11 protein-coding genes and 1 pseudogene are annotated in these 18,039 nt (G+C 39.7%); 7 read left to right on the forward strand and 5 right to left on the reverse strand.

Annotated features, from left to right (window positions below; translation table 11 throughout):
• Nucleotide 1: 1 nt before the first annotated feature.
• Nucleotides 2-457, forward strand: coding sequence for a GatB/YqeY domain-containing protein (locus M0R21_11100; GenBank protein MCK9618367.1), 456 nt, complete (start codon nucleotides 2-4; stop codon nucleotides 455-457).
• A gap of 52 nt (nucleotides 458-509) precedes the next feature.
• Here M0R21_11100 and tsf read toward each other — a convergent pair whose 3' ends face one another.
• The 5 genes and pseudogenes from tsf to M0R21_11125 form a co-directional block, all read right to left on the reverse strand.
• Nucleotides 510-1,346, reverse strand: coding sequence for a translation elongation factor Ts (gene tsf, locus M0R21_11105; protein ID MCK9618368.1), 837 nt, complete (start codon nucleotides 1,344-1,346; stop codon nucleotides 510-512).
• A 230-nt stretch (nucleotides 1,347-1,576) separates the two neighbouring features.
• Nucleotides 1,577-2,287 (reverse strand): annotated as a pseudogene (gene rpsB / locus M0R21_11110) (30S ribosomal protein S2).
• 110 nt (nucleotides 2,288-2,397) lie between these two features.
• Nucleotides 2,398-2,784, reverse strand: a complete 387-nt coding sequence (gene rpsI, locus M0R21_11115; GenBank protein ID MCK9618369.1) for a 30S ribosomal protein S9 — start codon at nucleotides 2,782-2,784, stop codon at nucleotides 2,398-2,400.
• A 5-nt stretch (nucleotides 2,785-2,789) separates the two neighbouring features.
• Nucleotides 2,790-3,245, reverse strand: a complete 456-nt coding sequence (gene rplM, locus M0R21_11120; GenBank protein MCK9618370.1) for a 50S ribosomal protein L13 — start codon at nucleotides 3,243-3,245, stop codon at nucleotides 2,790-2,792.
• A 195-nt stretch (nucleotides 3,246-3,440) separates the two neighbouring features.
• Nucleotides 3,441-5,447, reverse strand: a complete 2,007-nt coding sequence (locus M0R21_11125) for a urocanate hydratase (GenBank protein ID MCK9618371.1) — start codon at nucleotides 5,445-5,447, stop codon at nucleotides 3,441-3,443.
• A 136-nt stretch (nucleotides 5,448-5,583) separates the two neighbouring features.
• Here M0R21_11125 and M0R21_11130 point away from each other — a divergent pair, with 136 nt between their 5' ends.
• The 6 genes from M0R21_11130 to M0R21_11155 all read left to right on the forward strand — a co-directional run.
• Entirely contained in the window at nucleotides 5,584-6,345 is a 762-nt protein-coding gene (locus M0R21_11130) for an SDR family NAD(P)-dependent oxidoreductase (GenBank protein MCK9618372.1), read from the forward strand.
• Nucleotides 6,346-6,424: 79 nt separating this feature from the next.
• Nucleotides 6,425-8,221, forward strand: coding sequence for a long-chain fatty acid--CoA ligase (locus M0R21_11135; GenBank protein MCK9618373.1), 1,797 nt, complete (start codon nucleotides 6,425-6,427; stop codon nucleotides 8,219-8,221).
• A gap of 43 nt (nucleotides 8,222-8,264) precedes the next feature.
• Nucleotides 8,265-10,052 carry a long-chain fatty acid--CoA ligase gene (locus M0R21_11140; protein ID MCK9618374.1) on the forward strand — a complete coding sequence of 596 codons (1,788 nt, stop codon included), beginning with the start codon at nucleotides 8,265-8,267 and terminating at the stop codon, nucleotides 10,050-10,052.
• Nucleotides 10,053-10,915: 863 nt separating this feature from the next.
• On the forward strand, nucleotides 10,916-12,373 hold the full coding sequence (locus M0R21_11145; protein ID MCK9618375.1) for a SprB repeat-containing protein: 1,458 nt from the start codon (nucleotides 10,916-10,918) through the stop codon (nucleotides 12,371-12,373).
• A gap of 108 nt (nucleotides 12,374-12,481) precedes the next feature.
• Complete coding sequence (locus M0R21_11150) at nucleotides 12,482-12,976, forward strand: T9SS type A sorting domain-containing protein (GenBank protein MCK9618376.1); 495 nt, start codon at nucleotides 12,482-12,484, stop codon at nucleotides 12,974-12,976.
• A gap of 124 nt (nucleotides 12,977-13,100) precedes the next feature.
• A partial coding sequence (locus tag M0R21_11155) for a hypothetical protein (GenBank protein ID MCK9618377.1) occupies nucleotides 13,101-18,039 on the forward strand: 4,939 nt, incomplete at its 3' end.

The raw sequence follows: 18,039 nt of genomic DNA on the forward strand, positions 1-18,039 counted from the left end.
AATGAGCTTAGAAAAACAAATCAATGAGGATATTAAAGCATGTATGCTTGCCAGGGACAAAGACACTTTGGAGGCTTTACGTGCTGTAAAAGCTGCTATTTTGCTCGAAAAATCCGCGAAAGGTAATCCGAGTGATACGCTTACAGAAGAAGTTGAGCTTAAACTTTTGCAAAAGCTGGTGAAACAACGCAAAGAATCGGCGGAAGTGTACCGGCAGAAAAACCGTCTGGACTTGGAAAATGTAGAATTATTTCAGGCACAAGTAATTGAAAAATATCTACCCAGCCAGATGGGTAAAGAAGAGCTTACAGAAAAAATTAAAGGAATTATCGTTGAATGTGGAGCCAAGGATGCCCGCGACATGGGCAAAGTAATGGGCATTGCCACAAAACAATTTGCCGGAAAGGCTGATAATAAAATTGTTTCAGAAATAGTAAAGCTATTGCTTTCTACATAATGCTGTATTTGGTTTTTAAAAAAAAGTCCGCAGTTGCGGACTTTTTTTATATCTATTCTCCCAGTTTAAACCTCTTGAATGCCGTAACAGTAAGTTCTTTATCGGCATTTCTCAGAAACTGTCCAACAGTAACTTTATTATCTTTAATAAACTCCTGGTTAAGTAGGGTATTTTCTTTATAAAAACGCTGAAGTTTGCCAAGAGCAATTTTTTCTACCATTTCCTCAGGTTTTCCTTCCTGGCGAGCTTGTTCTTTTCCGATTTCAATTTCTCTTTCAACCGTATGCGAATCAACATCGTCTTTATCAATTGCAACAGGGTTCATAGCAGCCACCTGCATGGCAATTTCGTGACCAATTTCTTCTATTCCGGATACCTGTACTTTGTTTAAACCCACGATGGTAGCCAAGCGATTACCATGATGGTTATAAGCAAAAGTAACCGGAGCCTTAACACATTCATAGTGAGCAAGCCCCATTTTTTCACCGGTCTTACCTATCAAATCGGTAATTCCTTCGGTAACGGTTCTTCCATTAATAATGGTTGCTTTCATATCTTCAATAGAAGAGATGCGATCTGCAAGCCCTTTATTAACAATAGCGTTTGCAAAATCAACAAATTCCTGATTTTTACCTACAAAATCCGTTTCGCAGTTCAGCATAATAACAATTGAAAAAGTTTTGTCATCGGAAGTTTTTGCGATAACAATGCCTTCACTGGCGTCGCGATCTGCACGTTTTGAAGCCACTTTTTGTCCTTTTTTTCTCAAGTAATCAACGGCTTTTTCAAAATCGCCATCGGTTTCAACCAGTGCATGCTTGCAATCCATCATGCCGGCACCGGTCATTTGTCTTAATTTATTAACTTCACTTGCAGTTATATTTGCCATTTCTCGAATTTTAAAATTTATTTTTTGATACTGGGTTTACGAACGGTTGCCTTTTTGGGAGCAGCTTTACGCAAACTTTCGTCATTTTCACCTTCTGTTATTACTTTTACCTTTTGAATACGGGGAGTATCAATAATATCTATTGGAACTACGGGGATTATGCTCTCATCTTCTGTTTCAAAATCGTCAATAGATATCCGGGTATCGCCTGTTTCAAATTCTTCATGTTCTTCTTCTTGTTTATCGCGGTCGAGTTTACGATCGTTCAAACCTTCTTCAATAGCCTGTACCATAACGCGCATGATAAGATCAATGGATTTGGATGCATCATCGTTGGCAGGAATGGGAAAATCCACTTCATTCGGATTGGAGTTGGTATCTACAATAGCGAAAGTGGGAATATTGAGTTTATGGGCTTCGGCAACAGCGATGTGTTCTTTAAGAATATCCACTACAAAAACAGCGGAAGGTAAACGATTAAGGTCGGCAATACTTCCGAGGTTTTTTTCCAGTTTAGCTCTCTCGCGGGTAATCTGTAAACGTTCACGTTTAGAAATATTCTGAAAAGTGGGGCTATTCACCATTTTATCAATCTGCGACATTTTACGAACCGCTTTGCGGATAGTGGCAAAATTGGTAAGCATACCACCAGGCCAGCGTTCTGTAACGTATGGCATATTGATGTGCCTAACATGTTCAGCAACAATTTCTTTAGCTTGTTTTTTTGTAGCTACAAATAATACTTTTTTACCTGACTTGGCAATTTGTTTTAAAGCGGCTGAAGCTTCGTCAATTTTTGCCATTGTCTTGTACAGGTCAATGATGTGAATGCCATTTCGCTCCATAAAAATATAAGGAGCCATGTTGGGATTCCATTTACGTTTCAAATGTCCGAAGTGTACTCCGGCATCCAATAATTCTTCAAAATTTACTTTTGCCATTTTTTATGATTATTAAGTTTACATTCCTTGAAAAACAATTGCCAAGTAGTCCTGAGATTGAAACGAGGAGTCTTGGCAATTTAGATACTAAACTCTTTATATTCCACCAATTAACGTTTGCTGAACTGGAATCTTTTGCGAGCTTTGGGTTGTCCGGGTTTTTTACGTTCTACCATGCGGGGGTCTCTGCGCATTAATCCCTGCGCTTTCAGAGCAGGGCGGTTTTCAGGTTCTATTTTGCATAAGGCTCTTGCGATGGCTAAGCGTAAGGCTTCAGCCTGACCTGTGATACCTCCACCGTCAATAGTAGCGGTAATATCGTATTTATTGTTGTTACCGGTAATTTCAAAAGCCTGTGTAACGATATATTGCAATGGAGCAATAGTAAAATATTCTTTATAATCGCGTCCATTAACCACGATAGCTCCGTTGCCATCCTTAATATATATGCGGGCAACTGCGGTTTTTCTTCTGCCTAAAGCGTTGATAATTTCCATGCCAATTATTTAATAGAGTTTAAGTTAAGAGGTTTGGGTTGTTGTGCTTCATGTTTGTGTTCCGTGCCAGCATACACTTTCACGTTTTTTGCAATAGCGCGTCCCAGCCTGTTTTTGGGGAGCATACCCTTGATTGCCATTTCAACTACTGCAGTAGGCTTTTTTACAAACAATTCCTTGGGAGTAGCAATACGCTGTCCGCCAGGATAACCTGTATGGTGAATATATTCTTTATCTGTAAGTTTATTTCCTGAAAGTATTACTTTTTCTGCATTTATGATAATTACATTATCACCGCAATCAAGATTAGGGGTATAATAAGTTTTGTTTTTACCTTTTAAAATATTGGCTACTTTCGATGCCAAACGACCCAGTACCTGATTTTCTGCGTCTACGATGTACCACTCTTTTTGGATAATAGCAGGGGTAGCGCTTAAGGTTTTATAACTTAAAGTATTCATTGTATGTATTATTTTTCTGTTAATTGCCTTTATAACGAAAAAGGGGTGCAAAGGTAGAAATAAATTTTAATTGAACAAATTTACCAACAACAATTTGTTAATAATATCCTAAAATATTTCCTCCCTTTCTGTCATCAGGGAAGAAACTGAGTCAAAAAAAGGCTGACAAAAAACTTAAAAATGCAATGGCATTCTTTATATAACATTATTTATCAATGCACTATCAACAAAATTAGGTAAAGTTACCTGTAAACGGGGTTCCTTTTCCATAGCTCTGTGAATGGCAAACAAAGCAGGTTCGTTACGAGCCCAACCACGACGGGCAATACCGTTGTTTACATCCCAGAAAAGCATAGATTGCAATCGCCGGTCAGCATCGTCCGATCCATCAAGCAACATACCAAACCCACCGTTAATCACTTCACCCCAGCCTACACCACCTCCATTGTGCAATGATACCCATGTGGCTCCGCGAAAAGCATCTCCAATAACGTTTTGCACTGCCATATCTGCCGTAAAACGTGATCCGTCATATATATTGGAAGTTTCACGAAAAGGCGAATCGGTACCCGAAACATCATGATGATCTCTTCCAAGCACTACCGGGGCAGATATCTTTCCATCGCGGATTGCCTGATTGAAAGCAGCAGCTATGCGAATACGTCCCTCACAATCGGCATACAATATACGTGCTTGCGAACCTACTACCAGTTTATTCGTTTTTGCTCCCTGTATCCAGCGGATATTGTCCTTCATCTGCCGGCTAATTTCTACCGGAACAGTCTTTGCTATTTCTTCCAAAACCTCCATAGCAAGGTGGTCTGTAAGGTCTAAGTCCTCAGGCTTGCCCGAAGTACAAACCCAGCGGAAGGGGCCAAAGCCATAGTCGAAACACATAGGTCCCATAATATCCTGCACATAAGACGGATACTTAAATGTGCCGTCAGGATTCAGTACATCAGCACCTGCACGGGACGATTCGAGCAGGAAGGCATTTCCGTAATCGAAAAAATACATTCCACGGCTTGCCAGAATATTGATAGCTGAAACTTGCCTGCAAAGGGAATCCATAACATGTTTTTTAAAAGTCTCCGGATTAGCAACCATCATCCGTTTGGATTCCTCATACGATATATCTGCTGGATAATATCCTCCAGCCCAGGGATTGTGTAACGAAGTTTGATCGGAACCCAGATGAACCTCAATACTTCTTTCGGCGAGCCGTTCCCAAAGATTAACCACATTGCCAAGATACGCAATAGAATGTGGCTGTTTTTTCTCCATATAATTCAATGCCAGATTAATTGCGGTATCCACATTTTCAGTTATTTCGTCCACCCAGCCTTGTTCGTAGCGTTTACGGGCGGCTTTAGGGTTTATTTCAGCAGTAATGCTGACTACTCCTGCAATATTTCCGGCTTTGGGTTGGGCACCACTCATACCCCCGAGCCCGGAAGTAATAAACAACTTACTTTCCAGTCCTTCTCCCGGTTTGCATATCCGCCTTCCGGCATTCAGCACGGTAATGGTAGTTCCGTGTACTATGCCTTGTGGACCAATATACATATACGATCCGGCAGTCATTTGTCCATACTGTGAAACCCCCAGTGCGTTCATACGTTCCCAGTCATCGGGCTTAGAGTAATTTGGGATTACCATACCATTAGTAACCACTACCCGTGGAGCATCTTTATGTGAAGGGAATAAGCCCATGGGATGTCCCGAATACATTACAAGTGTTTGATCATCGGTCATTTTCGCAAGATACTTCATGGTAAGACGGTACTGTGCCCAGTTTTGAAAAACAGCTCCATTGCCACCATAAGTAATCAATTCATGCGGATGTTGAGCCACTGCAGGATCTAAATTATTCTGAATCATCAACATAATTGCAGCAGCCTGCCGGGTATTGCAGGGATATTCTTCAATAGGACGGGCAAACATGGGATATTCCGGACGGTAACGGTACATGTATATTCTGCCGTAAGTTTTTAGCTCCTCTGCAAATTCAAGAGCCAGTACCGCGTGTAAATGTGCAGGGAAATACCGGAGTGCATTTTTCAATGCAAGTTTTTTTTCTTCCCGAGTTAAAATATCTTTACGAACCGGAGCATGATTCACCAGGGAATCATAGGTAGGATGCGGTGGCAAATCATCAGGAATACCCTGTAAAATAGCTTGTTTAAAATCGTTTTGCAACATAAATTTATAAAAAATTAGGGGTGTAAAGTTACTCATTTTTAAAATAATGTACACTCTTCTGCCCGGATAAATTCATCATAAAGTTATTTTGTGAACGTATTGTTTTTTACATTTGCTGTTCTTTTAACAAAAAGTAATGAAAAAAATCTGTTTAATAACTGGTGCCACCAGTGGCATTGGAGAAGCAACCGCAATACAATTTGCTAAACAACATTGGAATTTAATTCTCAACGGTAGGCGTGCCGACAAACTGGAACAACTTTCTGCCAATCTTACTAATAATTTTGGCACCAAAGTATTAAATCTTCTGTTTGATGTAAGAAACCGGGAAGATGCTGTACGTTGCATCAACAACATGGACACAAACTGGAAAAAAATTGATGTATTGGTTAACAATGCAGGTCTTGCCGTGGGATTAAATCCCATACATGAAGGAATATTTGATGATTGGGACAGAATGATTGACACCAACATAAAAGGACTTTTGACACTTACACGGCTTATTGCCCCTCTGATGATTGAAAATGGAAAAGGACATATCGTAAATATCGGGTCAATAGCAGGAAAAGAGGTGTATCCCAACGGGAATGTGTATTGTGCTACCAAACATGCCGTTGATGCTCTCAGCAAGGCTATGCGGATAGACTTACTACCGTATAATATTAAGGTATCACAAGTTTGCCCCGGTGCTGTAAACACGGAATTTTCAATCGTACGATTCAAAGGAGACGTAAACAAAGCCGATGCCGTTTACCAGGGGTACCAACCATTAACAGCAACCGACATTGCCGATGCTATTTTTTATGTTTGCAATGCCCCTAATAATGTATGTATAAACGATATAATGGTGATGCCCTATGCCCAGGCTAATACCAGCGTCCTTATACGGAAATCATAAATAAAAAATAATTTCATATTTTAATTTTTCTTTATATTATTGTAACGTAAACAGGCTTCTAATTTATAATACTGATTCTATGGACTTTCCCGTTACGCGGATATTCGATTTAATCCCCCGCTATCAAAAAATTTTTGATCCCAAAGACGACGTTATTGCCGGAAAAGAAAACGGAGAATGGAAAAAATACAACATCACGCAATACATTGAAAACACTAACCTGCTAAGCTCAGGGTTATTACAATTAGGAATACAAAAAGGTGACACAATTGCCACTATCATCAACAACTGCCCGGAATGGAATTTCCTCGACATGGCTATTACTCAGATAGGAGCTATCCATGTACCCATTTACCCCACCATTACCGAAAACGATTACCAGTACATCCTTAATCATGCAGGGATTAAACTGGTGTTCGTAGCAACCGAAGACCTGCTAAAAAAGGTGGAAAGGATAAAACCGTCTATTCCCTCTTTACTCGACATTTATGCCCTGAAAAAGATAAATGGCGCAAAAACATTAGCGGATATTTATGCACTGGGAAATATGCATCTTCAATTGCAGGAGATTGAAAAAATTAAAAATTCCATTCTTCCCAACGATTGCTTTACCATCATTTACACTTCGGGTACCACGGGAAACGCTAAAGGAGTAATGCTATCGCACAATAACATTATCAGCAATTTTGTCGCTTTATCTTACATCCCGACTTTCGGACAGGAAGGAAAAGCACTAAGCTTCCTGCCTCTGTGCCACGTGTACGAACGTACGCTCAATTACCTGTATCAATACCTTGGAATTTCAATTTATTATGCTGAAAACCTTGGCACAGTAGGCGACAATATCAAAGAAATAAAACCTGATATGATGTGTGCCGTACCTCGACTGCTTGAAAAAGTGTATGACAAATTTATTGCCAACGGAAGAAAACAAAAAGGGCTAAAGAAAATGATTTTCTTCTGGGCAGTAAAAGTAGGCAGCAGATACGAACTCAACAACGCCAACGGAAAATTATACGCATATAAACTAAAAATTGCCAATAAATTAGTACTCAGCAAATGGAAGGAAGCATTAGGTGGCAATTTTAAAATAATTGTTTCGGGAGGAGCTTCGTTGCAAACCAAACTTGCCCGGCTATACCGGGCTTCGGGCTTACCGGTATATGAAGGATACGGACTCACTGAAACTTCTCCTGTTATTGCAGTAACCTCAACCGACCCCAATGGGATTAAATTCGGAACCGTAGGTCCTCCGCTGCGCGGCGTAGAAATGAAAATTGCACACGATGGCGAAATCGTATGCCGTGGTCCCAATATTATGCTTGGATATTATAAAAACGAGGCGCTTACGCAATCAGTTATTGATTCTGATGGATGGTTTCATACCGGCGACCTCGGAAAATTTGAACCGGAAGGGCAACTCCGGATTACCGGAAGAAAAAAAGAGATATTTAAAACCTCCTTAGGTAAATATATCGCCCCCGAATTAATCGAAAATAAAATAAAAGAATCTCCTTTTATTGATAATCTGATAGTAGTTGGAGAAAATCAGCGATTTGCCGCAGCCATTGTTCTTCCTGATTTTATCCATTTGCGAAACTGGTGTGCCATCAAGGAAATTCCATACACTACCAATGAAGAAATTATCAAGCTACCCAGAATAAAACAACGCTACCTGAAAGAAATCAATAAGTTCAATAAAGAATTAGGTAAAACTGAGCGCATAAGCAAAATTGAAATTATTTCCGACGAATGGTCGCAACTGAGCGGTGAACTCACCCCTACCTTAAAACTGAAAAGAAATGTTATTACCACGAAATATCAGGATTTGATAAATACAATTTTTAGCAGCAATAGCTTTGCAGAGGAAATGTAATGGCTTATACCTGCTCTGATTATTCATTAATATGCAGCAAACTATGCAGAAAGTTACCCGAATTTTCGACATACTTACAAGATATGCAACTCTTTACCCCGACAAAGGAGATGCCATAGCTGGTAAGGAGAACGGACAATGGATAAAATATAGCATAAGCGAATATATTGAAAACGCAAATTATATAAGTGCTGCACTGCTGACGCTCGGTATCCAGAAAGGAGATACCATCGCTACCATCTCGAGCAATAAACCGGAATGGAATATTGTTGATATGGGTATTTTGCAAATAGGTGCTGTTCATGTACCGATTTATCCCACCATCAGCGAATCCGATTATAAATTCATCCTCGGACATTCCGAGGTACAGTATATTTTTATTTCCGGAAAGGATATTTTTCGGAAAATCGAACATATACTTCCGGAAATACCTTCCATTAAAGGAGTATTTGCATTTAAGGAAACAGACGGAACAACCCCTTACCAGGAATGTATCGAGTTGGGCAAAAAGAGCCTCAACCTGCCGCAGCTCGAAAATATAAAGTCAGAAATACAAAGCTCCGATATCGCTACCATTATTTATACCTCGGGCACCACAGGCAGACAAAAAGGAGTGATGCTTACACATAATAATCTTATTTCCAATTTTACTGCCAGTGCACGCATCCCGTATTTTCTTGACCATACCAGCAAAACCGTAAGCTATCTGCCCCTTTGCCATGTATATGAACGTATGCTGAATTATGTATTCCAATACTTAGGAATGCCTGTTTATTACGTAGAAAGTACCGCAACAATTTCAGAAAATCTTAAAGAAGTTCAACCCAGTATTATGTCAACAGTTCCGCGACTGATTGAAAAAATCTACGACAAAATTTATAACGGCGGCAGAAAACTGAAAGGCATAAAGAAAATGATTTTTTTCTGGGCTTTACGGATTGCTTTACGCTACGAACTGGATGGTGCTAACGGTACCTTGTACGAAACCAAACGTAAAATTGCCGATAAACTTGTGTACAGCAAATGGCGCGAAGCCTTCGGCAACAAACTGAAAATTATTGTTTCGGGAGGTGCAGCCCTGCAGCCTCGCCTTTCCCGTGTTTTTTGGGCTGCAGGCGTATGGATAATAGAAGGATATGGGCTTACCGAAACCTCACCGGTGATTGCCGTAAATAATTTCTGGGATAAAGGAGTCAAATTCGGAACCGTAGGTCCTGCACTGCAAGGAGTACAAATAAAAATTAACGACGACGGGGAAATATTATGCAAAGGTGAAAATGTGATGAAAGGTTACTTTAAAGAGCCTGCTCTCACCCTTGAAGTGATAGATTCCGACGGATGGTTTCATACCGGCGACATAGGACATATTGAGCCCGAAGGCCAACTGAAAATCACAGGACGAAAAAAAGAAATTTTTAAAACCTCGCTTGGAAAATATATCAGCCCCGAACTCATAGAAAATAAGTTTAAGGAATCACGTTTTATTGATACGATAATGGTGATAGGCGAAAACCAAAAATTTGCGGCTGCACTGATAGTGCCCGACTTTGCTCACCTGCAATCGTGGTGTGCCATAAAGGAGATACCCTATACCACCAATGCTGAAATGGTAAATCATCCGCGTATTAAGCAGCGTTTCCAAAAAGAGATAAACAAATACAACAAATTTTTCGGGGCTACCGAACAGATAAAACGTTATGAACTGATGCCCAGCGAATGGAGCATTGAATCGAGCGAACTTACCGCTTCGCTGAAGCTGAAACGTAATGCCATTTGCAGCAAGTACAAACCGGTTATTGATGCCATCTTTAATATAGAAAGTGGGGAATAAAGGCAGAAAGTTGTTTTTAGTTTCTGCTTTTTCCGAATTAGGAAACATTCAGCATTACAAGACCGTTGATTTTTTATAAAAGATTGTCCATAAAACATTAATTATTGATCTCCTGACGGATTGTGTTTTATCCCGAACTCAGGTTCTCAATAAAATAAAATCATATATGGAATAACCTTGTATGCTCTGACCCCCTCCCGAACCCTCCCCTAAAATTAGGAGAGGGCGCAGTAACCCTGAAAATCAGTAGAATGCCTGATGAGTAGGGTCAAAAAAACTGAAGTAATAAAAAGCTATGAATGGTATTCAATCTGCAAAATCCGCACAATCCGTACAATCCGGATGCAACGGGCGGGTTTTGAAAGTCCATGCCTTCCAGTAACCTTACCAAGACCTTTTTTATATGCCTATTTCAGAACAAGACATTCCTTGATTTTTTTCTTAAAATGGTTTTTAAATCCATTTTTTTAATAAATCCTATTAATATTTTATTACAAAAAACAGGGGTAAAAAGGGAAGTACAAATGTATTGTATGCAACGAAATACAGCCGGGGCATACAGGAAACGGTTATAAAAATAACTTATTTCAGTTGTTTTTTAAGCCATACAATGCTGTTATAGTATAATTTACAACATATGTTTAAAAGCGGATATGTTTAAAAACAGAGCGAATAACTGAAACAACGGAGCGAATTGTTTTAAAATGGTAGCAGCAGAATTATTAATAATAATTTTATATTTATTTCTTGTTTGTTATTTTTATTATCTTAACTTTAATGCGTTTTTTTGTCTAAGCATTTTAATTTAAGCAAAACATAGTAATTATTAAGCAAAACAAGTAGCAAATCAAAAACACACAGATATGAAAAAGCTAATTCATCATTCGTGGCAGGTAGCGGTTTATGCCATTTTTATTCTCTTTTTATCCCAGGCTTCTTTTGCACAGTTGAGTGTACAATTAAAACCTTCCGTTTATAATGGCGGGTACAACATCAGTTGTTTTGGTGCACAGGATGCCAGTATCACCGCAACGGTTACCGGAGGTACCAAACCTTATACTTTTGTGTGGAGCAACGGTGATACTACACAGACTATTACCGACCTGGCTGCCGGGTATTACATGGTTAAAGCAATGGATGCAAACGGAATAAAAAATCAGGCAGAAATTACTTTAAAAGAGCCGGTAGAGTTGATAGTGGATGAAACAAAATATGTGTATCCTAACGGGTACAATGTAAGCTGCCATAGTTGTTACAACGGCAGCATTTACACAACAGCAACAGGAGGAACGCCCCCTTATAACTTCTTGTGGGGGGATGGACCTACATCTTCCTACCGTAACGGATTAGGTTCAGGGAACTATTCCCTTACGGTAACTGATGCCAATGGCTGTACCATAACCGAGGAATACAACCTTACAGAACCCGAACGTAGCGACTGGACCATGAATGGCAATGCCAACCTGCCTTCCAACAGCTTTATCGGTTCTATCAATAACCAGGATGTGGTATTTAAAACCAACAACACAGAACGTCTGCGGCTGATGGGTAATGGCGATATCAAGATGCCGGGACTATCGGGCGACAGTGTATCGCTGGTGCTTACAGATATTACCGGGAAATTATATGCAAATAAAATACTCTTTCCCAAGAAAAAATGTGAAGGTAACAATAATATCATTGCATGGTACCAAAAGCCTAATGTATGGAACGAAATATTCAATTGTTACCAAAGTTTTGGAATAGGAACCGATCACCCGCAGGCATATCTTGAAGTGGCGAGGGGCAGATTACGTGTTTCATGCGAAGAAACAGATTCAATACCCTATGCATATCTCGATATTTATCACGACGGAGGGAACGTGAGGATTGATAATCATGGGCAGGGAAACATCCTGTTTGACTATGAAAACCCGGGTAAAAGTGTAGTGTTTTGTTCAGATATTACCAGAACCTCCAATACTACCTATCTGGCTACGAATAGTGGAGGTGTGGGAATAGGAACTACAACTTTGGGCGGTTACAAATTAGCTGTTGCCGGCAAGATACATTGCACGGAAGTAGTAGTAGAGGCTACTCCATGGCCCGATTATGTATTTGACAATAACTATAAACTGATGCCGCTCAACGAACTTAGAGCTTATACCTTAACTCACAAACACCTGCCTGGTATTCCTGATGCAAAAACAGTAAGCGAAAATGGTGTAAACCTGGGAGAAATGAATGCGCAACTGCTGAAAAAAGTGGAAGAACTTACGCAATACATTCTCATTCTGAATCAAAGAATAGAAAAGTTGGAATTGCAAAACGCAAGCCGTTAGCTGTATTGCAACTTTGCTATACCACTAAGGATTACACAAAGGCACACCAAGCATTAAAATGTACAGTATGTTATTGAAATAAATGGAAATTTTTTAGACACTAAAATTATGAAAACCATAAATAAAAAAATGATATGTGTTTCCCTGATGCTTTTTTTGAGTATTGCATTAAAGGCACAAAATTTTTCGGCCACCTATGATTATGATGCCAACGGAAACAGAATCAGTGTAACCGTTATATATATGGGTTATGAGGAAAAAACGGTTCTTGCAGATACCAGTCTGCTTTTGCCGGATACAGTACTACCAGGTGATGGATGGAACAAAAAAATTACGGAAACACTGGATAACTTTATAGTAACTATTTATCCGAATCCAACACAAGGAAAGTTGTGTGTGGAAATAGGTGGGGCTTCGGTAGAGCAATTATCTGCTAAAGGAAATGCCATTAAGTTATGGGATATGCAGAGCAGGCTGTTGAAAAACATCAGCCCGCTTACTCAATATAATTTCATTGATCTTTCCGGGAACGTTGCAGGTACATATTTATTAAAGATATATGCAGGTGGCAGGTCGAAGGAGTATAAAATTGTGAAAAATTAGTCTGTTTATTATGTAATCGAAAATCATTCTTCATGATGAAACCCATATGTATTCACTATACAAATAAAAATAATTTTAAAGCATGTGGGTTCCATCAGACCTTTAAAAAACAAATTATATTCTGATGAAAAAGATATTTCTTGTATTATTAATTTTACTATCCGGAACCGGCACACTCCTTGCCCAAAGTTGCGATTTTACCCCAAATGTCATTTTAACAGATTCGTTATGCAACTTGACTGATACATTACAAAATAGTAATGCTACACTTACGGCACGTGATAAAATTGTTTTCACTTCCGGTTTTCATGTGGGTGCCGCCGAATTGTATAACCATGTTTTTACTGCCAATACCAACCACTCTTTGGCAAACCAGACTGTTAGCTACGAAGAAGAACCTGTTAACGGGCTTACAAGGGCATTAGACAAGGAACATTGCATCCCCGGAACCATAGGTGGCAACATAGACATAAGCCCCGGCGGGGCAGCCACTTATCAGCTTCCTATACAGGTATCACCCGGAACCCATGGTATGCAACCAGATTTAGGAATAATATACAATAGCCAGAGTGGAAACGGGTTACTTGGCTATGGCTGGCACCTGGCTGGTCTGTCGTCCATTTCAAGAACCAGTAAAAACCCCTACTACGACGGAACATATAATGCCGTGGCATTAACACCAAATGATGCTCTTATACTGGATGGCGCACGGCTTATCAGTACTGCTGAAAATGTATATTCCCCGGAAAACAACCCTTACGTGCGTGTAGTTTTTAACGGTACCGGTTTTACGGTAACCACACAGGACGGGATGGTTACGGAATATGGTAATACTCCGGAATCACGTGTACAACCGGATAACTGCCCGGTGGCTTTGTCATGGCTCGTTAATAAAATTACCGACCCCGAAGGTAATTACATACAATTTGTATATACCGGCGATGATGCTACCGGCGAATACCGCATCAGCGAGATTAATTATACCGGCAACAGCAATGCAGGGCTGGAACCATATAACAGTGTGCGGTTTTTGTACGACCTGCGTACCGACAAAAACACCGCATATGTAACCGGTTATCCCATAACGCAAAGCGTGTTGCTTACAGGTATTAGAGTAATATGTGAGGATGTAGTTGCTAAAGAATATACTTTTACCTATTATAAAGATGAAAACAGCCCCGACCAATACAGTAAACTCAACCAGATAGATTTTACTGCCGATGGTATTACTTATAATCCTACTATTATTAATTGGGGGCCTGGAAATAGTTTTACAACACAGATAACTAATAGTACATGGTACCTTACAAGATATAATTTTTTTGATTTTGGCGATTTCAATGATGACGGAAGAACTGATGCCGTTAATTACAGAAAAGATGACCGGGAAATAACAGTAGATATGAAACAAGTGGATGGTACATATACCTCCTGTTTAATATACTTGCCACCGGAACATGAAAGCTATAATTATGAAGAACAACCTGATTATTCCATAACGGTTTCTGATTTATATGAACTTAAAGATTTATCTGTTATAGATTGGAACAACGATGGACAGGATGAAATTTTAATTAATTATATTGACTCAAGAACAATAGAGTACAATCCTTTACCCCATTCTGACCCTAATTATGCGTATCATCATTTTGAGTATAGCATACATAATAATATCAATGCTTATGCATTCAGCAACGGAAACTTTACTCTTTCCGGTACTAATGAAATTGTTGTCGCGTCTCCAGACCCTATACAAAATGTAGATAGTTACCAATATTATTACGGCGATTTTAATTACGATGGCAAAATCGACCGGTTGACCATAAAAAGCGGCGAATTATTTCGTTGTACAGATAACACAGGCGTAAGTGTAGCAAGTTTGCCGGTAATTACCAACATTAAGGATATTAAAATAGTGGATTTCGATGGTGATGAGCAAACGGAATTTTTAACACTTACCAGCGAAGGAATCCCCCACATCTGGAAATACAATGGAACTACTTTTATTGATATCTATACACCAGGAACAGTCGCGAAGTTTGGAGAGCCTGAAGATCTTTATACCGGAGATTTTAATGGCGATGGAAAATCAGATATTCTTTCAGAAATTAACAACTACTGGGTGTTATTATATTCGGATGGGAAAACGTATACAGAAAAAAATGCAGGACATTATATGCCTTTTGTTACAGATTCTGAATATGGAGGAGGTATTATAATAGAAGATATTAATAATGATGGATTATCTGATATTATTTATACAAGATACGGCACTATCATTATATGGTTTTCAAATGGTTGTAATGGAGACCATGCGTTTTTCACTCTTTTTGGCTATTATGACTTGTTTTCGTATCCTCATACATTACAAAATTTTTTATTTGATGTATTGGATTTAAATAATGATGGACAAAAAGAATTGGTATATGGAATGAAACTCTGTTACCAAACAACCGTTGATCCAATTTCTATTATTTCATTTAACAATTTATTAAAAGATTATACTTTAGTGCACACCATTACCAACGGGCTAAATAATACTTCCACTTTTACTTATTCTGTTTACAATGACAACAGGGAATTCAGTTCAACTTTTCCAAGACCGGAATTTCCCGTTAAACTTTTCAGGGGGGCAAGACTGTTGGCAAGTAACTTGCAAACCGTAAATGGTTATAGCACCTGGCAAAATGTAAATTATACATACGAGGATGCCTACCTGCACGAGCAGGGACTGGGATTTTTAGGATATAAAAACGTTACTATTGATAACCAGCTAAACCATTTAGTCTCTACATCCAGCTATAGTTTTACTATTCCAGGCAATACATCGGTATATTCTCCATGGCTTTCTACTACCAGTATTACCAAAAATAACATCCCGATCGCCTCTTCTTCCAATACATTAAGTGCTATGGGAGGTAATATCAGCCAAAAGCTTTTTGTGCCTATAGTAACTTCTTCCACTTCGAATGATCATTTGAGAAATAACAGCATTACCAATGCCATCGTTACTTTTAATGCCATCACTGGCAGGATAGAAAAGAAAACCTCGGCTACTTCTGATGGCTGGAGTACCGAAACCCAATCGGATTTTGCCACCATATCCAATAATGTAAGCAGGTTAACACAAACCATTTTTAAAAAAATGAAGGGCACCGATATTTATTACGATACCGTGGCATATACTTACGATACCCAGAAACCACTCCGCCTTGTTTCCCAAAAGGAACATGGTTTGATAACCACTAGCTATATCGCTTTTAACCCTTATGGCAACCCCATAGCTATAAGCATAACCACCAATAGCGGAACCCGTAGCAGCAGTTGTACCTACGATGCCAAAGGGCGCTTTGTGCTGACGGGTACCAATGCGGCAGGATACACTTCTTCTGTGGGTTACCGTAAAACGGATGGAGCCATGCTTACTGCTACTGACCCAAACCTGCTTACCACAAAATATACTTATACACAACAGGGCGGAAGCCTGATCACTACAATTACTAATCCCGATCTTACAAGCTCAACCACCACCCTTGCCTGGGACAATACCGAAAACGGGCTGTACAGTATGCATAACCTTGCCACCGACGGTAGCAACGGTACTACGTTTTATAATGCCGGAGGGCAAAAAGTAAAGGAAAACATTTCTGGCTATATGAATGCTACACTCACTACTACTTATTCTTATTATCCTGACGGAAACCTTTACACCACCCTCCCACCCGGTTACGAAACTCCAAATATCTATGTTTATTACTCCGACGGACGTATGCATACATTAACAGGACATAACCTGAATATGCAATACAGCTACAGCGGCAGTGCCGTTACCGTTACCGATAACATTTCCGGAACAACCCAAACCAGATATTCCGATGCATTAGGCAATGTAACAAATGTAAACGGGACCATGGGAAATATTACTTACCTGTATTATGCTTCCGGAAAGGTAAAGCAAATAACTGCTGTGGATAACATCACTGCTATGACCTACGATGTATTCGGCAACCAGCTTAGCCTTACCGACCCGGATGCAGGCATTACCAATTACCGTTATAACGGTTTTGGAGAATTGGTTTACCAGAAAGATGCCAAAGAGCAGGTGATAAATTGCACCTACGACAATGCCGGCAGAATAACATCCAAAACCGGAGATAATATAGATATAACATGCAGCTATAACGAAACCCCTGGCAGACTTGGTTTACTGCAGAGTACCAGCCGAAATGGTGTTACGGAATCGTACGGCTACGATGATCTGTGCCGACCGGTTAGCGTTACCACTTCCGGCAGCGGAAAAACCTTTGTTACCACTAATGAATACAATAACCTGGGACAGGTAAGCTATGTCCATTATCCTACAGGACTTTCCGTAATGTACGAATACGATAACACAGGCAACCTGCAAAAAATTTATAATGCAGCTAATACGACTATTCCCCTGTGGAGTGGTGATGCCAGAAACAATCGTAACCAGTGGACAAACTATACGTTTGGCAACGGAAAAACAACCACCTTGAATTATGACAATAATTACCGGCTGCAAAGTATGGTTACGCCTGGTGTACAGAGCCTTGGATTTACCTTTAATGACGAAGGGCAACTTACAAACCGTACGGAAGGTGATTTATCTGAAAGTTTTGTTTATGACGACCTTAACAGACTTACTACCGCTACCGTAGCAGGTTGTAGCTCTGTAAGTACTGGTTATTTTGTTAATGGCAATGATAATGGTAATATAAAAAACACTACCTTAGCCGGTGAATTTACTTATTTGCAGGAGTGGCCCCATGCGGTGCAAACGGTAAGCGGACGACCAAACAAGGACCCATCGCCAGCGAAAACCACCACCAGCAGCTTTACTGCCGACAATAAAATACTGGAAATGGATAACCAGACTTACAAAAACACCTTTACCTACTCTCCTTCCGGCGAACGTTTTAAGGTTGGCCATTATGAAGGAGAAAATATTTCGTCATCCAAAATGTATGTAGGTAACAGTGAATTTGTATTGGACGGCGCAGGCAATATTATAACCAGCCGTACCTTTATTTATACACCTA

The sequence above is a fragment of the Lentimicrobiaceae bacterium genome (genome assembly GCA_023227965.1).
Classification (GTDB): Bacteria; Bacteroidota; Bacteroidia; order Bacteroidales; family JALOCA01; genus JALOCA01.